Consider the following 19,031-nt stretch of genomic DNA (forward strand, 5'->3'; position numbering starts at 1 on the left):
ACGGGTCAGTCCCCGCCCTGGTCGTCGTCGAACTCCGGCGCGTCACCGCCGTCACCGCCGCCGCCGCCGTCGCTCTCGTCGCCCTCGCCCTCGCCCTCGTCTTCGCCCTCGTCGTCGTCATCGTCGTCGTCCGAGGGGAGCGGGGCGGGGGCGGTGGTCGGGGCGTCGTCCTCACTGCGGGGCGGGGTGAGCGAGGGCACGGGGCGCCCACCTGGGCCTTCCGAGGACGACGGGCCCGGTGGATCGGGGTCCGCGGACTCCGGGTCGGGCCGCGGCGCGGAGGCCGAGGTGGAGGGGCGCGCGGAAGTGGGGGTGAGGGGGGAGGACGAAGGGCCGTGCGGTGACTTGGGGGACGCCGAGCGGAAGGCGGACGGGTCCGCGCTGGGCCCCCGCACCTGGAGCGAGGGCCCCAGATCCAGTGGCTGTCCCGGGTCGGCCAGGGCCTTTCCCACCATCAACCCGGCCCCCGCGAGGGCCGCGATCGCGGTGATCGCCAGATTGGCTTTCCGAAGCCTCTTCATGGAGAGATTGTCCAGTCCAATCGAACAGTTGACTGAAAGAGGAGAGGATTCTCATTTCTTGGGCGGCTGATGGGGTGGTTGAGGTTGACAGACGGCATGCCGGAAGGTGATACGTACGGATCGACGTGACCGCTCGGTAGCTTGTGGATCAGTTTTCGGGCCCGCCGCCGTCGCGGTGGCCGGAGCCTTCCCGTGCCCGGGTCCGGAGGGCGCCGGGTCCGGAGGGCGTCGGGTCCGGAGGGCGTCGGGTCCGGAGGGCGCCGTGTGGGCCGGGGCGGGGTGATTTGCCTCGTGGGTCACCGGTGACGTAACGTTGCATTCATCGACGCGGGGTGGAGCAGCTCGGTAGCTCGCTGGGCTCATAACCCAGAGGTCGCAGGTTCAAATCCTGTCCCCGCTACTGAAGGCCGAGGGCCGGAACCCAGATCAGGGTTCCGGCCTTCGGTGTTCCCCGGTGTTTCCCGGCGTCTCCGCGATTCAGCGCTGGTGCCCCACCGCCTCCTCGTACAGGGCGCGGTTCACCGTGCGTGACTCCGGGAGCGGGGATCCCTCCGCCACCCCCTGTGCCTCGTACGCCGACTGGAGCCGGTCGGTGGTGCCCGCGCGGATCTCCCAGTCCATCCGGAGCGACGGCGTCGACCTCAGGACGGCCGCGTCCTGCTCCAGCAGCTTCGACAGATAGCCGACGAACTCCGGGTCGTCCTTGTAGTCGGCGGCGAAGTAGGTGTTCACCGTGCGGATGTAGGCCCGGATCAGGGCCACGCCCGCGTCGGTGTCACCGGAGAGCAGGTCGGGCCCGTACAGCAGACCGCCGAGCGGTTCGCCCATCGGCTGGCCGCCCAGGAAGGTGTACCCCTGCCTGCCGTCGACCTTGCGCCAGACCGGATCCAGCAGCCAGGCCGAGTCCACGCCGCCGTTCTCCAGCGCGGTCAGGACGTCGGCGGAGCCGAGCTGCTGGTACTGGATGCGGTCGAGGCCGCCGCCGTGTTCGCCCAGCGCCCGCTGCATCGGGTACGCGATCACCGACCCCTTGCCGATCATCGTGCCGAGTCTGCGGCCGGCCATCTCGACCCGCTCCGTGCTCCCGCCGTCGCCGGTGCGCACCCACAGGCCGCTCTTGGACGCCGGGTCGGGGGAGAAGTTCCCCGCCACCCAGCGGATGTCGAAGCCGCCCTTGACGCCGTTCATCACCGCCGCCTCCGGGGCCGCCCACAGCGCGTCCAGGTCGCCCTTGGCCAGCAGCGGCAGGGCGTCCGGGGTCGGCAGCACCTTCAGCGTGACGTCGAGACCCTCCTTCGCGAACTCGCCCTTGTCCAGCGCGACCCGCAGCGGCGCCACGTACTCGGCGTTCAGCGTGCCGGTGGCGACGGTCAGCTTCCGCGTCCCGTCCAGCCGTTCCGCGGCCGGGGCGCCCGGGTCGCAGCGGGCCGGGGCGCGGTCCCGCGCGAGCAGGGCGGGGTCGGTCCAGGAGCCCTCGCCGCAGCCCTCGACGGGGCTGACCGTCCGGGGCTCCGCGGCGTCCGCCGCACCGGACGGGCCCGCCGCCGACGAACAGGCCACCGACGCGAGCAGCCCGACGACCAGCAGGACAGCACCGTACGCCCGTCTCCTCGTGGGGCGTCCCGGCCCGGTGGCGGCCCCGGTCCCAGGTCGCCACGGTGCCGTTCCGGCCGCGCCCCTCTGTCGCCGCACCCGCCGTCGTGTCATGACTGCCCCCGTCCCCGGTCGCGTGGTGCCCAGGGGGTGAGGAAGCGGCCCGCCAGGCGGATCAGTTCGGAGAAGAGCACGCCCAGCACGGCGACACAGACGATGCCGACGAACATGACGTCGTTCTGGAAGAGCGCGCGGGCGTCGAAGATGAGATGGCCGAGGCCGTCGGAGGCCGCGATCTGCTCGGAGGCGACGATGACCAGGACCGCGACCCCGGCCGCGATCCGGGCGCCGACCAGCACCGCGGGGAGCGAGGCGGGCAGCAGGACATGCCGGAACATCTGCCAGGGCGAGGCCCCGAAGACCCGGCCCGCGTCCCGGTGCCCGGCCGGCACCGCGATCACCGCCGACATGGTCGAGATCCACACGAAGAAGAAGACCGTCGCGGCCACCAGCGCCACCTGCGGCCCCTCGCCCAGCCCGAACATGTTCAGGAAGATCGGCAGCAGCGCGAGTTTCGGGACCACGTAGCGCGTCGAGCAGCGGCTCCAGTGCCGCTCTGACCAGCGGCAACGATCCCATCAGCAGACCGAGGGCATAGCCCGCGGCGGTGCCGACGGCGTATCCGGCGAGCACCCGTCGCAGGGTGGCCCGGACATCCGGCCACAGCTCACCGGCGGCGGCCCGGTCCCAGCCGTCGGCCAGGATCGTGGAGGGCGCCGGGTAGACGCGGTCGTCGATCCACGCCTGGGCGGCGGCGAGTTGCCAGAGCAGGACCAGGGTCAGCGGTACGGCGAGCGCGAGGGAGATCTCCAGGGCGCGGCGGCGGCGATGGGTGCGCGCGGGGTGCAGTTCCCGCGGTCCCGGCTCGCGGACCAGCACCGACTCGGCGGGGGTGGTGGGGCTGGTGGCGTCGGTGACGGTGCTCATGCCGGCACCGCCTCCTTGCGCAGCAGGTCCCACAGCTCACCCTTCAGCGCGTTGAACTCGGGGGTGGCCCGGATCGCGCCGGTGCGGGGGCGCGGGAACGGCGGGCGGTGCTCGGCGATGATCCGGCCGGGCCGCGCGGACATCACCAGCACCCGGTCCCCGAGCACGATCGCCTCCTCCAGGCTGTGGGTGATGAACAGGGTGGTGGTGCGCAGCGCCTGGGTGATCTCCAGCAGTTCGTCCTGGAGGATCGTGCGCAACTGCGCGTCCAGCGCGGCGAACGGCTCGTCCATCAGCAGCAGTTCGGGTTCGACGGCGAGCGCGCGGGCGATCGCCACCCGCTGGCGCATACCGCCGGACAGGGTGGCCGGGTAGGCCCGGGCGAACTCGGCCAGCCCCATCCGGTCCAGCCAGTCGGCGGCCCGTCGGGTGGCCTCGCGGCGGGGGACGCGCTGTACGTCGAGTCCGAAGCTGACGTTGGCCAGCACGGTCTTCCAGTCGTAGATCCCGTAGTCCTGGAAGATCATGGCGGCCGGGCGGGTGCTGCCGGTACGGATCTCCAGGCGGCCCGCGCTGGGGCGCAGCAGACCCGCGGCGATCCTCAGCAGGGTGGACTTGCCGCAGCCGGAGGGGCCTACGACACAGACGAACTCGCCGCGCTCGACACTCAGGTCCAGCGGGCCGAGGGCGTCGACCGCGTGGGGGGTTCGGCCGAAGGTGCGGGCCAGGTCGGTTGCGATGAGTTTCGGACAGGGCTCGTGAGCGGGGTGCGGCTGTCCCACGGGGTCTCCTTGCGGAGTGGTACGGACTGGTGGGCGCCGCCGACGATATGACGGTCCGTCAGATTCAGGAAGGGCGGCGACAGGGCCGCCGCACCGCCGTACCCATGCCGAAGGCCCCGGCTTCCAGGGGATGCCGGGGCCTTCGGGGAGGTCGGTGGGGGTGCGGGGGCCTTCGGGGTGGTCGGTGGGGGTGCCGGGCCGGTGTCGGAGGAGTGCCGACGGGGCCGGGTGGGGCCGCGCGGGGGCGCCTACGCGCTTGCGCAGTTCGGGCAGACGCCGCGGTAGGTCACCTCGACGCCGGACACCATGAAGCCGAAGCGCTCGGAGTCGGGCAGGTCGGCCATGGGGTTGCCGGTCGGATGGACATCACGGATCGCGCCGCACTCGGCGCAGATCAGATGGTGATGCGGCCGGTGCGCGTTGGGGTCGTAGCGCTTGGCGCGTTTGTCCGTGGTGACCTCCAGGATCTCGCCGAGCGAGACGAGTTCACCGAGGGTGTTGTAGACCGTCGCGCGGGAGATCTCCGGCAGCTTGACCACGGCGCGCGCGTGCACCTCGTCGGCGGTCAGGTGGACATGATCACCGGCGAGCACCTCGGCCACGACGCGCCGCTGCGCGGTCATCCGCCATCCGCGTCCGCGCAGCCGTTCCAGAAGGTCGCTCATGCGCACCACTTTAACAGCAAGGGGCCCAGGTCCTGAATAGGTGTGGCTTTAGAGCCTCGCTTGACTTAGACAATGTCCATTGTAGGATCGAGCTGGGCTCTGGCCGAGGGCGGGCGAGGGTCCGCGCGGTGAGCCGGGTGTGATCCACCCCGCCGCGGACAGACGGCAAGAGCACGCGAGAACGCGCAAGAACACAGCAAGAACCCAGCTGGAGGCTGACGTGACGACGCAGGGACCGCTCACGACGGAGGCCGGGGCACCGGTCTCCGACAACCAGAACAGCGAGACCGCGGGCATCGGCGGCCCGGTGCTCGTCCAGGACCAGCTGCTGCTGGAGAAGCTGGCCCACTTCAACCGCGAGCGGATCCCGGAGCGCGTGGTGCACGCGCGCGGCGCGGGTGCCTACGGCACCTTCACGGTGACCGCCGACGTCACCCCCTACACCCGCGCCGGCTTCCTCTCCGAGGTCGGCAAGGAGACCGAGGTCTTCCTGCGGGTGTCGACGGTGGCCGGCAGCCTCGGCTCGGCGGACGCGGTACGGGACCCGCGCGGCTGGGCGCTGAAGTTCTACACCGAGGAGGGCAACTACGACCTCGTCGGCAACAACACCCCCGTCTTCTTCATCAAGGACGGGATCAAGTTCCCGGACTTCATCCACACCCAGAAGCGCGACCCGTACACCGGCTCCCAGGAGGCGGACAACGTGTGGGACTTCTGGGGGCTGAGCCCGGAATCCACCCACCAGGTGACCTGGCTCTTCGGTGACCGCGGCATCCCCGCGTCCTTCCGCCACATGAACGGCTACGGCTCGCACACCTACCAGTGGACGAACGAGGCCGGCGAGGTCTTCTGGGTCAAGTACCACTTCAAGACCGACCAGGGCATCAAGAACCTCACCGCCGAGGAGGCGGAGGCGCTCGCGGGCCAGGACCCCGACTCCCACCAGCGTGATCTGCGCGAGGCGATCGAGCGCGGCGAGTTCCCGACCTGGACCGTGCAGGTGCAGATCATGCCCGCGGCGGACGCGGCGGCCTACCGCTTCAACCCGTTCGACCTCACCAAGGTCTGGCCGCACGCGGACTACCCGCCGCTCACCATCGGCCGCCTGGAGCTGAACCGGAACCCGGAGAACGTGTTCGCCGAGGTCGAGCAGAGCATCTTCTCCCCGGCCCACTTCGTGCCCGGCATCGGCCCGTCCCCGGACAAGATGCTCCAGGCCCGGCTCTTCGCGTACGGCGACGCCCACCGCTACCGGGTCGGCATCAACGCCGACCAGCTTCCGGTGAACCGCCCGCACGCCACCGAGGCGCGCACCCACGGCCGGGACGGCCACCTCTACGACGGCCGGCACAAGGGCGCCAAGAACTACGAGCCGAACAGCTTCGGCGGCCCCTTCCAGACGGACCGCCCGCTGTGGTCGGCCACCGGCGTCACCGGACTCACCGGTGAGCACGAGGCCCCGGCCCATGCCGAGGACAACGACTTCGTGCAGGCCGGGAACCTCTACCGGCTGATGTCGGACGCCGAGAAGGAGCGGCTGATCGCCAACCTGGCCGGTGCCATCGCGGGGGTCTCCCGCGACGACATCGCCGAGCGCGCGATCGGTAACTTCCGTAAGGCGGACGGTGACTTCGGCAAGCGGCTGGAAGCCGCGGTCCAGGCCCTGCGCGGCTGACCCACCCCCGCACCACGGGGCCGCCTGCCGAGGCGGCGACGGGCCGGGTTCCCTCGGGAGCCCGGCCCGTCCGTCATGAGCCGGCCCCGGGCGGCTGTGTACCGGCCGGCCCCCGGGAGGCTGCGTACCGGCCGGCCCTCGGGCGCGGGTGCGTGCCTCGGACGGTCAGACGGGTACCTGCCGGCGGCGCGGGGCCCAGCAGCGGATGATGTCGCGGACCGAGACGATGCCGGTCGGCTCGCCCCGGTCGAGCACGATCAGATGACGGAAACCACCGTGGGTCATCGACCGCGCGGCCTCCTCCAGGGTCCAGGCCGGCGCGGCGAAGACCACATCGGTGGTGGTGTGGGCGTGGGCGCGCTCGACGTCCGGGTTCTGCCCCAGACCGAGCGAGTCGAGGATGTCGCGCTCGGTGAGGATGCCGATCCCGTCGGCGTCGGGATCGTGGACCACCGCCGCGCCGACCCGGCGCGCGGACATCAGCGCGGCGGCCTGGCGGAGTGTGTGGTCGGGGCCGATCGTGAGGACCACGGTGCTCATGGCGTCGCGGACGAGCATGGGCTGGAGCCACCTCCTTGGGAGATCCCCGCCCCCGGTGCGGCCACGTTCATCGTTTCACAAATTCACAAGGGTGGGGAGCCCCAGACTCCCAGGGGCGGGACGGGTCGACAAGGGGGCGCGCACGGCTCGCGCACGGCGCGCGGAGGCGCCTGGCTCAGCGGCGGCCGTTGACGAAGTCGAGCAGATCGTCGTGGAGCAGGCCGTTGGAGGCGGCGGCATTGCCGCTGTGCGGGCCGGGGCGCCCGTCGAGACCGGTGAAGGTGCCGCCGGACTCCGTCACGATGATCGCGTTCGCGGCCATGTCCCACAGCGAAAGCTCGGGCTCGGCGCACAGGTCGACGGAGCCCTCGGCGACCATCATGTACGGCCAGAAGTCGCCGTACGCGCGGGTGCGCCACACGTTCCGGGTGAGGTCGAGGAAGCCGGGCAGCCGGCCCTGCTCCTCCCACCCGGAGAGCGAGGAGTACGCGAAGGAGGCGTCCGCGAGCCGGGAGACGGCGGACACCCGCATCCGGGCGGCGGAGGTCAGACTGCGTCCCGTGAAGGCGCCGTGCCCCTTCGCGGCCCACCAGCGGCGGCCCAGCGCGGGCGCGGAGACCAGGCCGACGACCGGCTGGTAGCCGCCCTCCGCCGCCTCCATCAGGGAGATCAGGGTGGCCCAGACCGGGACACCGCGTACGTAGTTCTTGGTGCCGTCGATCGGGTCCACGACCCAGCGGCGCGGTCCCGAACCCTCCACCCCGTACTCCTCACCGAGCACCGCGTCGCGCGGCCGGGCCCGCTGGAGGTGGCCGCGGATCAACGCCTCGGTGTCCTTGTCCGCCTCGCTCACCGGGGTCATGTCCGGCTTGGTCTCGACCTTCAGGTCGAGGGCCTTGAACCGGTCCATGGTCGTGGCGTCGGCGGCGTCCGCGAGAACGTGCGCCAGTCGGAGGTCGTCAAGGTAATCGGCCATGCGGGAACCGTATCGGCCGGGGGCGTGACGGGGGTAGCCGGGCCGCACGACGGGCGGGTCGCGGCACCCGCGACGCCCCCGGCCACGGGCCGGGCCTCGGGCCACCCGCGGAATCCGGTCACCACCGGCCGCACCGACGGCCTCCGGCCGATGGCCACCGGTTGCCACCGGCCGCACCGATGGCAACCGGTTGCCCGGCGGTGCTGACGGCCACCGGCCGCACCGGTCTCCACCGGCGGCACGGTTGGCCCTCCGGTGGGCACGGGTCGCACCGGCGGCCACCGGACGCGGCCGGACGCCACCGGACGCGGCCGGTCGTCCCTCGGTCACCACCGGCGGCGCTGACGCACCGGGCCGCACCGACAGCCACCGGACGTCTCCGGCCGCACCGGTCGCCTCCGGTCGTCCCTCGGTCGTCACCGGTCACCTTCGGTCACCACCGGTTGCCGTTGGTCGTTCTCGGCTTCGGGTGGTACGCGGACCCTTGACAGTGGTGGTGGGCGCGTCAAATCTGGGCGGGAGTGTCGTGCTCCAGGGGAGGCGATGATGCCGGCTGCGCGGGAGTCCCTGCTCGACGCCGCTTTCACGGCGCTGACGCGTCGGCCGTGGTCGGCGGTGCGGATGGTGGACGTGGCGGCGGCGGCCGGGGTGTCCCGGCAGACGCTGTACAACGAGTTCGGCGGCAAGGACGGTCTCGCGCGGGCCCTGGTGCGCAGGGAGGCGGACGGCTACCTCGCCGGGATCGAACGCGCGCTCGCCGGCTCCTCCGACGCCCGTGACCGGCTCACCGCCACCGCCGAGTGGACCACCGCCGTCGCCCGGGACAACGCGCTGGTCAGAGCCATGCTCACCGGCTGCTGGAGCGAACGGCTGCCCACCCCGCCGTCCGCCGCCCCGACCCTGGCGTCCGCCGTACCGGCCCAGCGCCGCGCCGACGCCCCGCTGCCCACGCCCGGCGACTTCGTGGCGATCGTCCGCGACCGCGCCGTCGCCGCGCTGTCCGCGCCCGGCGCCCACCTGACGGACCCCGCCGAACTGGCCCGCGCCTGCGAACTGGTCGTCCGTCTCGCCCTGTCCTGCGTCGCCGCGCCCCCCGCCGAGGGCGCTGTCGCCCCGCTGATCCACGGGGCACTGCGACGCCATCCGGTCGGCCCGCACAGCGGCGGGTACGAGGCTCCGTGCGACGGGACCCCCGGGACGGGGTTTCAGTGCGCGGAGCCCGAGAGCTGAAGCCCGATCACACCGATGACGACCAGGCTGATCGACACGATCTTCAGGACGGAGACGAGGTCGCCCAGGAAGACCATGCCGTAGATCGCGGTGCCCGCCGCCCCGATCCCGGTCCACACCGCGTACGCGGGACCCACGTCCAGTTTCTTCAGTGCCAGGGTGAGCAGACCGAAGCTGCCGAGGGCGAAGACGCAGAACGCGACGGTCGGCCAGAGTCTGGTGAAACCGTGCGACAGTTTCAGGCAGACGGCGAAGCCGGTTTCGAGCAGCCCTGCCACGATGACCAGCAGCCACGCCATGTCCAGTCCTCCCGTAACTTCACGTTCTATAACGTTCTGTGACCGCTTGTCAGTTTTTGCTCAAGCTTGGGATACGGCTTTTGCGATTATGCCCTTACCGGACCTGACAGGCGGCAAACAACGCCAAGGACAACCGGGTCGATCATCCGGTACCGCCCACGCCCCGCTCAGTCGCCCTCCCGGCGCTCCCGCGTCGCCAGCAGCCGCCGTAGCGAGTACAGCCTGGCCGGATCCGCGTGCCCCTCGGCCACCCACGCGTCCAGCGCGCAGTCCGGCTCGTCATGGCTGCACGCGCGCGGACAGTCCACCGTGCCCGGCTCCAGATCGGGGAAGGCGAGGATCACCCGGGACGGATCGATGTGCGCGAGCCCGAACGACCGCAGCCCCGGAGTGTCGATCACCCAGCCGTCCGAGCCCGCCAGCGGCAGCGCCAGCGCCGAGGTGGTCGTATGGCGGCCACGGCCCGTCACCGCGTTGACATGACCGGTCAGCCGGCGGCGGTCCGCCGGCACCAGCGCGTTCACCAGCGTGGTCTTGCCGACCCCCGAGTGCCCGACGAACGCCGTGGCCTTGCCCGCCAGATGCTCCGCCACCCGCTCGATCGCCGCCCCGCTCTCCAGCTCCGCGCGGCTGGTCACCACATGCGGGATGTCCAGATCGCCGTACAGCTCCAGCAACTCGTCCGGCGGTGCCAGATCCGACTTGGTCAGCACCAGCAGCGGGGTGAGGCCGCCGTCGAACGCCGCCACCAGACAGCGGTCGATCAGCCGGGGGCGCGGCTCGGGGTCCGCGAGGGCCGTCACGATGGCCAGTTGGTCGGCGTTGGCGACCACCACCCGCTCGTACGGGTCGTCGTCGTCCGCGGTGCGGCGCAGCACCGAGGTGCGCTTCTCGATCCGCACGATCCGCGCGAGGGTGTCCTTCGTGCCGGACATGTCGCCGACCAGCGCGACCCGGTCGCCCACCACCGCGGCCTTGCGGCCCAGTTCCCTGGCCTTCATCGCGAGGACCGTCCGGTCCTCGACCAGACAGGTCAGCCGCCCCCGGTCGACGGTGAGGACCATGCCCTCGGCGGCGTCCTCGTGCTTGGGCCTGATGTTGGTCCGCGGCCGGTTGCCCTTGCGGTTGGGGCGCGAGCGGATGTCGTCCTCGTCGGTGTGCTTGCCGTAGCGGCGCATGGCGAGACCCCTACGCCCCGAGCATCCCGGTCCACAGCTCGGTGAAGTCCGGCAGGGTCTTCGCCGTCGTCGCCACGTTCTCGATCTGCACGTCCTTCACCGCCAGGCCGATGATCGCGCCCGCCGTCGCCATCCGGTGGTCCTCGTAGGTGTGGAAGACCCCGCCGTGCAGCGGGCGCGGACGGATCCGCAGGCCGTCGGCGGTCTCCGTGACATCACCGCCCAGCTCGTTGATCTCCTTGGTCAGCGCGGCCAGCCGGTCCGTCTCGTGCAGCCGCAGATGGGCCACGCCCCGCAGGGTGGACGGGGAGTCGGCGAGGGCCGCCACCGCCGCGATGCCAGGGGTCAGCTCGCCGACCTCGCCCAGATCCACATCCACGCCGTGGATCGCGCCCGAGCCGGTGAACACCAGGCCGTAGTCGGTCAGTTCGCACACGCCGCCCATCTCGGTGAAGATCTCCCGCAGCCGGTCACCTGGCTGGGTGGTACGGGACGGCCAGTCCGGGATCACCACCTTGCCGCCGGTCACCAGCGCCGCCGCGAGGAACGGCTGGGCGTTCGACAGATCCGGCTCGACGGTCAGATCACGGCCGAGCAGCGCGCCCGGCGTCACCCGCCAGACATTGCGCTCCCCACCCGACTCCGGGGTGTCCACCTGGGCACCGACCGCGCGCAGCATGTCCACGGTCATCCGGATGTGCGGCATCGACGGCAGCGTCGACCCGATGTGCCGCACCTCCACGCCCTGGTTGAAGCGCGGCGCGGACAGCAGCAGCGCGGACACGAACTGCGACGACGAGGACGCGTCGATCTCCACCGGGCCGCCCTCCAGCGCACCCGAGCCCTGCACCGTCAGCGGCAGCGCGCCCCGGCCGTCGTCGTCGATCCGGGCACCGAGCATCCGCAGCGCGTCGATCACCCCGTTCAGGGGACGCTCGTACGACCTCGGGTCGCCGTCGAAGCGGACGGGACCGTCGGCGAGGGCCGCGACCGGCGGCAGGAACCGCATCACCGTGCCGGCGTTGCCGACATCCACCGTGGCGTCCCCGCGCAGGCCCACCGGCAGCACCCGCCACGCCTCGCCCGAGCCGTCGGGGCCGCCCGCGACGGAGGAACTCGACGACACCGTCTCCTCGATGCCGACCCCCATCGCGCGCAGCGCGCCCGCCATCAGCAGGGTGTCGCGCGAACGCAGAGGGCGCCGCAGCCAGCCCGGCTCGGAGGCGAGGGCGGCGAGGACGAGGGCGCGGTTGGTGACCGACTTGGACCCCGGCACGTGGACCGTCGCATCGACGGCTCCGCTCGCGTGCGGGGCGGGCCAAAGGGCGGTGTGCGTGGTGTTGGGGACCATACGTCCACCTTATAAGGAGGCGGGTCACCTGGGTTTTCGGCGGCGGCCGAGCGGGCCGCCCCACGCGGCTCCGGTCACAGCTCCAGCAGCCACCGTCCCCCGCCTATCAGCGAGCAGAGCGACACCGCGTGGAACAGGAACAGCCACAGACCCGCCGGGACGTGGGTCAGCCGGGAGAGCTGATCGGCGTCGGAGTCGCCCGCCCCGCCCCGGGAGCGCTTGGCCTGTAGTTCGAACGCCGGGCGTACGCCCCCCAGCAGCAGGAACCAGACCACCGCGTACGCGAACGCGGCCTGCACCTGCGGGCCCGCCAGCCAGGAGACCAGCAGGAACACACCGCCGGTGAGGACGACGGTGAGGACGCCGTACGCGTTGCGGATCATCACCAGCATCGCCAGCAGCAGGGCCGTGGCCACCCACAGCAGCAGGGTGATGCGCCCGGAGCCCAGCAGCGCGGCGCCGCCGAGGCCCAGCAGGGGCGGGGCGGTGTAGCCCGCGGCGGCGGTGAGGATCATGCCGATGCCGTGCGGCTTGCCCCGGCTGACGGTCAGACCGCTGGTGTCCGAGTGCAGCCGGATGCCGGTCAGGGTCCGTCCGGTCAGCAGCGCGATCAGCCCATGGCCACCCTCGTGGGCGATGGTGATGGCGTTGCGGGATATCCGCCACGGCACGTGCGGGACGATCACGGCGAGCGCGACGGCCAGGGTGCCGACGACCACCCAGAGGTCGGGGGCGGGCTGGGTGCCGGTCAGTTCGTCCCAGAGCGAGGTCGCGGTCGTACTGTCCATGCTCTCCATGTTTCCGGGGCGCTCCCTGTGCTCGTACGGAATCTGGCAGTCTGGCACGCATGTGCGGACGGTATGCATCGAGTCGTGGGCCCGAGGATCTCGCAGCGACCTTCGAGGTCGAGCAGTGGGAGCCCGAGGAGACCCTGGCGCCCGATTACAACGTGGCCCCGACCAAAGAGGTCTACGCGGTACTGGACCGTGCCCTCAAGGACGCGGACGACCCGCGTCCGGTTCGCCAGCTCCGCCGGCTCAAGTGGGGACTGGTGCCGTCCTGGGCCAAGACGCCCGAGGGCGGCGCCCGGATGATCAACGCGCGCGCGGAGACCGTGCACGAGAAGCCCGCCTACCGCCGCGCCTTCGCCACCCGCCGCTGCATCCTGCCCGCCGACGGCTACTACGAGTGGGTCACCGGCAAGGACGAGCGGGACCTGGAGGTCGAGGGGAAGAAGAAGCGCCCGCGCAAGCAGCCGTACTTCGTGCTGCCCGCCGACGGGTCGGTCTTCGCGATGGCCGGGCTCTACGAGTTCTGGCGGGACCGCACGCTGCCCGACGACCATCCGCAGGCGTGGTGGGTGACCTGCTCGGTGATCACCACCGAGGCGGAGAGCGGCCCGCTGGCCGTCGCCCCCGCGGAGGGCCCGTACACCCTCTCCGACATCCACCCCCGGATGCCGCTGATGCTCACCCCGGACCGCTGGGACGACTGGCTCGACCCGTCCCGCACCGACCCCGACTCCGTACGCGAACTGCTCACCGCCCCGCCCCCCGGCCTGATGCGCGCCTACCCGGTCTCCACCGCCGTCAGCAATGTCCGCAACAACGGCCCGGAGCTGCTGAAGGAACTGGAGGGGCCCGAGGAGGGCACACTGTTCTGAGCGGACGGCGTGATCGTCCACGGGGGGCCGGCAGCGGAACGGCGAGATCGGGACGGCACTGACGTGACGACGCGAACGGGAAAGACCGACGGGACGGACAAGAGCCGGAGGACCGGCGGGACGGGCGAGGCCCGGAGGACAGGCGCGGCGGGCGGGGCCCGGACGACCGGCGTGGCGGGCGAGGCCCGTAAGGCCGGCGGGACGGGCGGGGCCCGGAGGACAGGCGCGGCGGGCGGGGCCCGGAGGACCGGCGAGGCGGGCGGGGCCCGGACGACAGGCACGACGGGCGAGGCCCGTAAGGCCGGCGGGACGGGCGGGGCCCGGACGACTGGCGCGGCGGGCGAGGCCCGCAAGGCCGGCGCGGCGGGCGAGGCCCGGAGGAGCGGCGCGGCGGGCGGGGCCCGGAGGACCGGCACGGCGGGCGGGGCCCGTAAGGCCGGCGGGACGGGCGAGGCCCGGAGGAGCGGCGCGGCGGGCGGGGCCCGGACGACCGGCGCGGCGGCCGGGGCCCGTAAGACCAGCACGACGGGCAGGACGCGCAAGACCGACGCCCCCCGGGCGACCGCCACAGCCGACGCCCCCCGGGCGGCCCGCACGGCCTCGGCCGACACGGCGGCCACAGCCACAGCCGGCCCGGCCGCCACGGCCGACAACGCCGGAGCCACCGGCCCCGCCACCCCGGCCACCCCCGGCAAGGCGGCGGGCACCACCACCCCCGCCACCCCGGCCGAGCCCGCCACCCCTGCCACCCCCGCCGAGCCCGCCACCCCTGCCACCCCCGTCGAGCCCGCCACCCCCGCCGAGCCCATCGAGCCCGCCACCCCCGCCACCCCCATCGAGCCCATCGAGGCCATCGAGCCCGTCCAGACCGTCCAGCCTGTCCAAACCGTCGACACCGAAGCCGGGACCGCCCGGATCACCTGGTACCCCGCCACGCCCCCGCGCCCGCCCCGGCTCGTGCTGGCCGTCAGCCACGGTGCCGGGGGCGGCATCGACGCCCGCGACCTCCGGGCGCTCGCCCACGCCCTGCCCGCCCACGGGGTGACCGTCGCGCTGGTCGAGCAGCCCTGGCGGGTCGCCGGGAAGAAGGTGGCGCCCGCGCCGAAGACCCTGGACGTCGGCTGGCGGGGCGTGTGGCCCGCGCTCGCCGCCCGGGGGCTGCCGGTGGTGTCCGGCGGCCGGAGCGCCGGAGCCCGGGTGGCCTGCCGTACGGCCGTGGAACTCGGCGCGGCCGGGGTGCTCGCGCTCAGCTTCCCGCTGCACCCGCCGGGCCGGCCGGAGAGGTCACGGGCCGGTGAACTGCTCGGGGCCGGGGTGCCCACTCTGGTGGTCCAGGGCGGCAATGATCCCTTCGGACGGCCCGAGGAGTTCCCCGAGGGGGACCACGAGCTGGTGGAGGTGCCGTACGCCGATCATGGCCTCGCGGTGCCGAAACGGGCCCCGATCAGCCAGGAGGAGGCCGTGACGATCGTCACGGAACAGGTGACCCGGTGGCTCGCGGAGCCGGTGTGGCCGGTGTGACCGTGCGGTGACGGGCCGGGAATGCCGGGGCTTTGCCTGCTGTTGAGGCGGACAGAAGGGCCGGGAGACCGGCGCCGTCGTCCGTGGAGAGGAAGTCCGCCGCATGGGTTCCACCATCTGCCCCGCCCGCAGCGTCACCAGCACCGGTGTGGAGCTGGACTGGACGGTGCTGCGCGCGGCCAAGACCGCTCCTGTTCGAGCGGCGGGCGGACCGGATCGTCGTCTATCCTCCGATTCTGGTGGGACCGGGTTCGGTCCTGCCCGGAAACTTGAGGAGGTGGGTCCGGTTCCCGGTACCGACGCAGGGACCGACTACGGCCAGGCGGACCAGCCCGAGGGCCGGGGCCGCGGCGCGGAGTCGACCGCCGAGCGCAGCGCGCGCTTCGAGCGGGACGCGCTGGAGTTCCTCGACCAGATGTATTCGGCCGCACTGCGCATGACGCGCAACCCCGCCGACGCCGAGGACCTGGTCCAGGAGACGTACGCCAAGGCGTACGCGTCCTTCCACCAGTTCCGTGAGGGCACCAACCTCAAGGCGTGGCTGTACCGGATCCTGACCAACACGTTCATCAACTCGTACCGCAAGAAGCAGCGTGAACCGCAGCGCTCCGCGGCCGAGGAGATCGAGGACTGGCAGCTCGCCCGCGCCGAGTCGCACATGTCGACCGGTCTGCGCTCCGCGGAGTCGCAGGCGCTCGACCACCTGCCCGACTCGGACGTGAAGGAAGCCCTCCAGGCCATCCCCGAGGAGTTCCGCATCGCCGTCTACCTCGCCGATGTCGAGGGCTTTGCCTACAAGGAGATCGCGGACATCATGGGGACACCCATCGGTACGGTGATGTCCCGGCTGCACCGGGGCCGTCGTCAATTGCGCGGCATGCTGGAGGACTACGCCCGTGAGCGCGGGCTCGTCCCGGCCGGCGCCGGAGAGTCGAACGAAGCGAAAGGCTCGGGCTCATGAGCTGCGGAGATCCTCACGAGACGGACTGCGGTGAGGTCCTGGACCATCTCTACGAATTCCTCGACAGCGAGATGCCGGACATCGACCGGGACAAGTTCCAGCAGCACTTCGACGAATGCTCGCCCTGCCTGGAGAAGTACGGCCTGGAGCAGGCCGTGAAGAAGCTGGTGAAGCGGTGCTGCGGCCATGACGACGTGCCCGCCGACCTCCGCGCCAAGGTCATGGGCCGGCTCGATCTGATCCGCTCGGGCCAGACCGTCCCAGAGCACGATGTGACAGCCTCCCCGCGGGAGTCCTGACCGTTTTCGACGGTTCTTGGCCCTGATACAGGCGCCGGTGTCACCCGAACGTGCTAATCGACGGGTTATCCGCCCGCGTGTTTTTCCCCACCGTCCTAGGCTCCGGAGCCTGGACAGGCACGGTCGGGGGAACGCCGGGGGAGGCACGGCATGGAGTCGAGACCGACACAGGCCCATGTGTACATCGCCTGTGTCGCCCTGTCCGCGCTCGCCTGTCTGACCCCCGTCCCCGGGCTGCGCACCCCCTGGTGGGCCGTGGCCATGCTGGCGGTGCTGCACGCGGCGGGGGAGCGGCTCGCCCGCCGCCGGTTCTCCGGCACCTGTTACCCCGTCCTGCTGGCCGGTGCCTTCCTGCTGCCGCCGCCCGCCGCCGCGCTCGTCGTGGTGCCGGGCGCGCTGCTCACCCATGTCGAACAGCGCCCGGTCGGACTGCGGCGGCTGTGGCGGGCCTCCCGGCTGGTGCTCGCCGTCTGGGCCGCGACCCATGTGCACTGGATCTTCGGCGGCCGGGACGCCGTCGTCGGCTCCGACTTCCCCTACGCGCTGCTCCCGGCCGGTGCCGCCGTGCTCGCCTTCTGCGTGGTCCTGACCGTGCTCGACGGCGGGATCCTCGCGCTCGCCGAGGGCGTCCCCGTGCGCCGCGCCTGGAGCGGCCTGTTCCCGCGCTCGCTGGCCCCCGTCGCCGTGCACGGCCTCGCCGGGCTGATGATGGCCGTGCTGTGGCGCAGCCCGTACGGCCCGGTCGCCGCGCTGCTGGTGCTGCTGCCGATGTGCGTCTCCTGGTGGGCGTTCGCCCAGTACCACCGCGAGAGCGCCGCCCACCAGGCCACCATCCGCGCGCTGGTGCAGGCCGTCGACATCAAGGACGGCTACACCCGCGGCCACAGCGAACGCGTCGGCCAGGCGTCCATGATGATCGCCCGGGAACTCGGCATGGACGAGGAGCGCGTCGAACTGATCCGCTTCGCCGGCATCCTGCACGACGTCGGCAAGCTCGGCGTCCCCACCCGTCTGCTGCGCAAGGACGGGCCCCTCACCCCCGAGGAACGCCGGGTCATCGAACTCCACCCCGAGTACGGGCACGAGATGGTGCGCGGCATCGGCTTCCTCGGCGGGGCCCGCTCGGCGATCCTCCACCACCACGAGCGCCTGGACGGCAGCGGCTACCCCTACGGCCTCGTCGGCCAGCAGATCCCCGAGCCCGCGCGGGTCGTCGCGGTCGCCGACGCCTTCGACGCCATGACCTCCACCCGCTCCTACAGCCGGGCCCGCCCGGTGCCGGTCGCGCTGGAGGAACTGCGGCGCTGCGCGGGCGTCCAGTTCGACCCCCGGATGGTCGAGGCGCTGATACGGGCCCTGGGCCGGGGCCCCGGCGCGGGCTGGCACCCGGCCGTCACCTCCGACGAGGCCCCGCCCGCGCGGGCGCCCGCCGTGCGCCGACGGCAGGGGGCCCACCGGTGAGCACGGCCGCCCGGCGCGGGGCCCCGCCCGTCTGGCGCGGACTCGTCCACTCCTGCGCCGCCCTGGGCGCCGGGACCTCCCTCGCCGTCACCCTGTTCACCGGGGTCGCCGACCGGGGCATCGCGCTCGCCTTCGGTGTGCTGGTCGCCGTCGGCGAGCTGACCCGCTGGACCTGGGCCCAGGGCCGCGAGGCCGCGCCGCTCGGCGCCGCGGGGGCGATGGCGTACGCGCTGCTCGGCGAGGTCGCCGGGCAGCCCACCCGGCACGGGGTGGCCCAGGTCGTCACCGTCGTCTTCGCCGCCGCGCTGGTCGGCTGCGTACCGCACATCGCGCGCGGGCGCGGCTCCACCCTCGACCATCTCTCCCGGCGGGTCCTCACCGTCGGGTTCGCCGCCGTCTGCTTCCATCCCCTCTACAGCAACGGGCTGTTCGACGTCTGGGGCGGCGGCCCCGGCTACGCCCTGCTGCTGGTGCTGATCCTCGCGCTCACCGCGCTGTGCGAGGCCGTGCTGGCCGCCGCCTTCGCGCACGCCCGCACCGGCTGGCCCTTCGGCCCGCTGCTGCGCGAGGAACTGCGGGCCATGCGCGGCATCGGGTCGGCGGTGTGCGCGACCGGCGCGGTGATGGCGCTCGGGGTGGCTGTCGCCGGGCTCTGGGCGCTGCCCCTGTTCTGTCTGCCGCTGCTGCTGGCCCAGGTCACCTTCCGCCGCTACGCCGCCGTGCGCGCCACCTACCGGCAGACCATCGCCTCCCTCGCCCGCGCCACCGAGATAGCCGGCTACACCCCGGCCGGGCACGCCCACCGGGTCGCCGCGCTCAGCCAGGCGGTCGGCCGCGACCTCGGGCTGACCGAGCCCGAGCTGACCGTCCTGGAGTACGCGGCCCTCATGCACGACATCGGGCAGCTGAGCCTGGTCGACCCGGTGCCGGCCGGGGCGACGGCCGGGCTGCCCGCCGCCGAACAGCGGCGGATCGCGCTGCTCGGCGGGGCCGTCGTACGCCAGACCGGGGTGAACGCGGCGGTCGCCGCCGTCGTGGAGCGCCAGGCCGACCCCTACCGTGAGCAGCCGGTCGCGGCCCGGATCGTACGGGCGGTGAACGCGTACGAGGAGAAGGCCCGGGACGCCGGTCCCGGCGGGCCGCTCACCGCCCTGGAGGAGCTGCGGCTGGGGACCGCCGGGGACTACGCGCCCGAGGTGGTGGAGGCGCTGGCCCGGGTGCTGGCGAACCAGGGCGGCGGGACGTGAGGTGAGGGGTCTGACCCCGTGCTCAGCGGGGTAACCCATGGGTAATGAGCGCCCTTCCAGCCGTACGTGGTTGGATGCGAGG

Annotated in this window: 18 protein-coding genes, 1 tRNA gene and 1 pseudogene; 9 read left to right on the plus strand and 11 right to left on the minus strand. The window is 72.8% G+C overall.

What is annotated here, in order from left to right; translation table 11 throughout:
• Window positions 1-5: 5 nt before the first annotated feature.
• The gene (locus ACIQNG_RS03765) at window positions 6-521 is read right to left on the minus strand and encodes a hypothetical protein (protein ID WP_401482462.1); all 516 of its coding nucleotides are present in this window, start codon (window positions 519-521) and stop codon (window positions 6-8) included.
• A gap of 326 nt (window positions 522-847) precedes the next feature.
• On the opposite strand from ACIQNG_RS03765, the gene ACIQNG_RS03770 reads away from it, so the two are divergent.
• Window positions 848-921, plus strand: a tRNA-Met gene (locus ACIQNG_RS03770).
• 77 nt (window positions 922-998) lie between these two features.
• On the opposite strand, the gene ACIQNG_RS03775 is transcribed toward ACIQNG_RS03770, so the two are convergent.
• The 4 genes and pseudogenes from ACIQNG_RS03775 to ACIQNG_RS03790 all read right to left on the minus strand — a co-directional run bounded on the left by ACIQNG_RS03775 (window position 999) and on the right by ACIQNG_RS03790 (window position 4,548).
• On the minus strand, window positions 999-2,081 hold the full coding sequence (locus ACIQNG_RS03775; RefSeq protein WP_401482463.1) for an ABC transporter substrate-binding protein: 1,083 nt from the start codon (window positions 2,079-2,081) through the stop codon (window positions 999-1,001).
• A gap of 143 nt (window positions 2,082-2,224) precedes the next feature.
• Window positions 2,225-3,101 (minus strand): annotated as a pseudogene (locus ACIQNG_RS03780) (ABC transporter permease).
• Complete coding sequence (locus ACIQNG_RS03785) at window positions 3,098-3,883, minus strand: ABC transporter ATP-binding protein (protein ID WP_401482464.1); 786 nt, start codon at window positions 3,881-3,883, stop codon at window positions 3,098-3,100. Before ACIQNG_RS03785 ends, ACIQNG_RS03780 begins: the two are co-directional and overlap by 4 nt.
• A gap of 248 nt (window positions 3,884-4,131) precedes the next feature.
• Window positions 4,132-4,548, minus strand: coding sequence for a Fur family transcriptional regulator (locus tag ACIQNG_RS03790; protein WP_401429957.1), 417 nt, complete (start codon window positions 4,546-4,548; stop codon window positions 4,132-4,134).
• Between the two features lie 220 nt (window positions 4,549-4,768).
• Between ACIQNG_RS03790 and ACIQNG_RS03795 the strand changes: the two genes are divergently transcribed.
• Window positions 4,769-6,223 (plus strand): catalase, encoded by a 1,455-nt coding sequence (locus ACIQNG_RS03795; RefSeq protein ID WP_401482465.1) that lies wholly within the window; start codon window positions 4,769-4,771, stop codon window positions 6,221-6,223.
• 165 nt (window positions 6,224-6,388) lie between these two features.
• Here the strand turns inward: ACIQNG_RS03795 and ACIQNG_RS03800 are convergent, their stop codons facing one another.
• On the minus strand, window positions 6,389-6,781 hold the full coding sequence (locus tag ACIQNG_RS03800) for a cyclic nucleotide-binding/CBS domain-containing protein (RefSeq protein WP_401429961.1): 393 nt from the start codon (window positions 6,779-6,781) through the stop codon (window positions 6,389-6,391).
• A gap of 157 nt (window positions 6,782-6,938) precedes the next feature.
• Complete coding sequence (hisN, locus tag ACIQNG_RS03805) at window positions 6,939-7,739, minus strand: histidinol-phosphatase (RefSeq protein ID WP_401429963.1); 801 nt, start codon at window positions 7,737-7,739, stop codon at window positions 6,939-6,941.
• 543 nt (window positions 7,740-8,282) lie between these two features.
• Here hisN and ACIQNG_RS03810 point away from each other — a divergent pair.
• Complete coding sequence (locus tag ACIQNG_RS03810) at window positions 8,283-8,969, plus strand: TetR/AcrR family transcriptional regulator (protein WP_401482466.1); 687 nt, start codon at window positions 8,283-8,285, stop codon at window positions 8,967-8,969.
• On the opposite strand, the gene ACIQNG_RS03815 is transcribed toward ACIQNG_RS03810, so the two are convergent.
• The 4 genes from ACIQNG_RS03815 to ACIQNG_RS03830 form a co-directional block, all read right to left on the minus strand.
• Window positions 8,945-9,268, minus strand: a complete 324-nt coding sequence (locus tag ACIQNG_RS03815) for a DMT family transporter (protein ID WP_401429967.1) — start codon at window positions 9,266-9,268, stop codon at window positions 8,945-8,947. The two genes, ACIQNG_RS03810 and ACIQNG_RS03815, sit on opposite strands and share 25 nt — an antisense overlap.
• Before the next feature lie 167 nt (window positions 9,269-9,435).
• Window positions 9,436-10,446, minus strand: a complete 1,011-nt coding sequence (rsgA, locus tag ACIQNG_RS03820; protein ID WP_401482467.1) for a ribosome small subunit-dependent GTPase A — start codon at window positions 10,444-10,446, stop codon at window positions 9,436-9,438.
• A 10-nt stretch (window positions 10,447-10,456) separates the two neighbouring features.
• Window positions 10,457-11,797: a 3-phosphoshikimate 1-carboxyvinyltransferase gene (gene aroA, locus ACIQNG_RS03825; protein ID WP_401482468.1), complete on the minus strand. Its 1,341-nt coding sequence runs from the start codon at window positions 11,795-11,797 to the stop codon at window positions 10,457-10,459.
• Window positions 11,798-11,871: 74 nt separating this feature from the next.
• Window positions 11,872-12,585 (minus strand): M50 family metallopeptidase, encoded by a 714-nt coding sequence (locus ACIQNG_RS03830; protein WP_401429973.1) that lies wholly within the window; start codon window positions 12,583-12,585, stop codon window positions 11,872-11,874.
• Between the two features lie 59 nt (window positions 12,586-12,644).
• Here ACIQNG_RS03830 and ACIQNG_RS03835 point away from each other — a divergent pair, with 59 nt between their 5' ends.
• The 6 genes from ACIQNG_RS03835 to ACIQNG_RS03860 all read left to right on the plus strand — a co-directional run bounded on the left by ACIQNG_RS03835 (window position 12,645) and on the right by ACIQNG_RS03860 (window position 18,949).
• Window positions 12,645-13,460 carry an SOS response-associated peptidase gene (locus ACIQNG_RS03835; protein ID WP_401482469.1) on the plus strand — a complete coding sequence of 272 codons (816 nt, stop codon included), beginning with the start codon at window positions 12,645-12,647 and terminating at the stop codon, window positions 13,458-13,460.
• An 834-nt stretch (window positions 13,461-14,294) separates the two neighbouring features.
• Window positions 14,295-14,981: an alpha/beta family hydrolase gene (locus ACIQNG_RS03840; RefSeq protein ID WP_401482522.1), complete on the plus strand. Its 687-nt coding sequence runs from the start codon at window positions 14,295-14,297 to the stop codon at window positions 14,979-14,981.
• A 277-nt stretch (window positions 14,982-15,258) separates the two neighbouring features.
• Complete coding sequence (sigR, locus tag ACIQNG_RS03845; protein ID WP_401482523.1) at window positions 15,259-15,942, plus strand: RNA polymerase sigma factor SigR; 684 nt, start codon at window positions 15,259-15,261, stop codon at window positions 15,940-15,942.
• A complete protein-coding gene (rsrA, locus tag ACIQNG_RS03850; RefSeq protein ID WP_401429977.1) occupies window positions 15,939-16,241 on the plus strand; it encodes a mycothiol system anti-sigma-R factor in 303 nt (100 codons plus the stop codon). Before sigR ends, rsrA begins: the two co-directional genes overlap by 4 nt.
• Before the next feature lie 150 nt (window positions 16,242-16,391).
• Window positions 16,392-17,702 (plus strand): HD-GYP domain-containing protein, encoded by a 1,311-nt coding sequence (locus ACIQNG_RS03855; protein WP_401429979.1) that lies wholly within the window; start codon window positions 16,392-16,394, stop codon window positions 17,700-17,702.
• Entirely contained in the window at window positions 17,699-18,949 is a 1,251-nt protein-coding gene (locus tag ACIQNG_RS03860) for an HD-GYP domain-containing protein (RefSeq protein ID WP_401482470.1), read from the plus strand. The genes ACIQNG_RS03855 and ACIQNG_RS03860 overlap by 4 nt, the downstream gene beginning before the upstream one ends.
• Window positions 18,950-19,031: the final 82 nt, after the last annotated feature.

The sequence above is a fragment of the Streptomyces sp. NPDC091377 genome (assembly GCF_044757045.1).
GTDB lineage: Bacteria > Actinomycetota > Actinomycetes > Streptomycetales > Streptomycetaceae > Streptomyces.

Excerpts from the sequence above, each read along its gene's own strand:
- ACIQNG_RS03765 (WP_401482462.1), bottom strand. The coding sequence starts at position 521 with ATGAAGAGGCTTCGGAAAGCCAATCTGGCGATCACCGCGATCGCGGCC.
- ACIQNG_RS03790 (WP_401429957.1), bottom strand. The coding sequence starts at position 4,548 with ATGAGCGACCTTCTGGAACGGCTGCGCGGACGCGGATGGCGGATGACC.
- ACIQNG_RS03800 (WP_401429961.1), bottom strand. The coding sequence starts at position 6,781 with ATGCTCGTCCGCGACGCCATGAGCACCGTGGTCCTCACGATCGGCCCC.
- hisN (WP_401429963.1), bottom strand. The coding sequence starts at position 7,739 with ATGGCCGATTACCTTGACGACCTCCGACTGGCGCACGTTCTCGCGGAC.
- ACIQNG_RS03810 (WP_401482466.1), top strand. The coding sequence starts at position 8,283 with ATGATGCCGGCTGCGCGGGAGTCCCTGCTCGACGCCGCTTTCACGGCG.
- ACIQNG_RS03815 (WP_401429967.1), bottom strand. The coding sequence starts at position 9,268 with ATGGCGTGGCTGCTGGTCATCGTGGCAGGGCTGCTCGAAACCGGCTTC.
- rsgA (WP_401482467.1), bottom strand. The coding sequence starts at position 10,446 with ATGCGCCGCTACGGCAAGCACACCGACGAGGACGACATCCGCTCGCGC.
- aroA (WP_401482468.1), bottom strand. The coding sequence starts at position 11,797 with ATGGTCCCCAACACCACGCACACCGCCCTTTGGCCCGCCCCGCACGCG.
- ACIQNG_RS03830 (WP_401429973.1), bottom strand. The coding sequence starts at position 12,585 with ATGGACAGTACGACCGCGACCTCGCTCTGGGACGAACTGACCGGCACC.
- ACIQNG_RS03835 (WP_401482469.1), top strand. The coding sequence starts at position 12,645 with ATGTGCGGACGGTATGCATCGAGTCGTGGGCCCGAGGATCTCGCAGCG.
- rsrA (WP_401429977.1), top strand. The coding sequence starts at position 15,939 with ATGAGCTGCGGAGATCCTCACGAGACGGACTGCGGTGAGGTCCTGGAC.
- ACIQNG_RS03855 (WP_401429979.1), top strand. The coding sequence starts at position 16,392 with ATGGAGTCGAGACCGACACAGGCCCATGTGTACATCGCCTGTGTCGCC.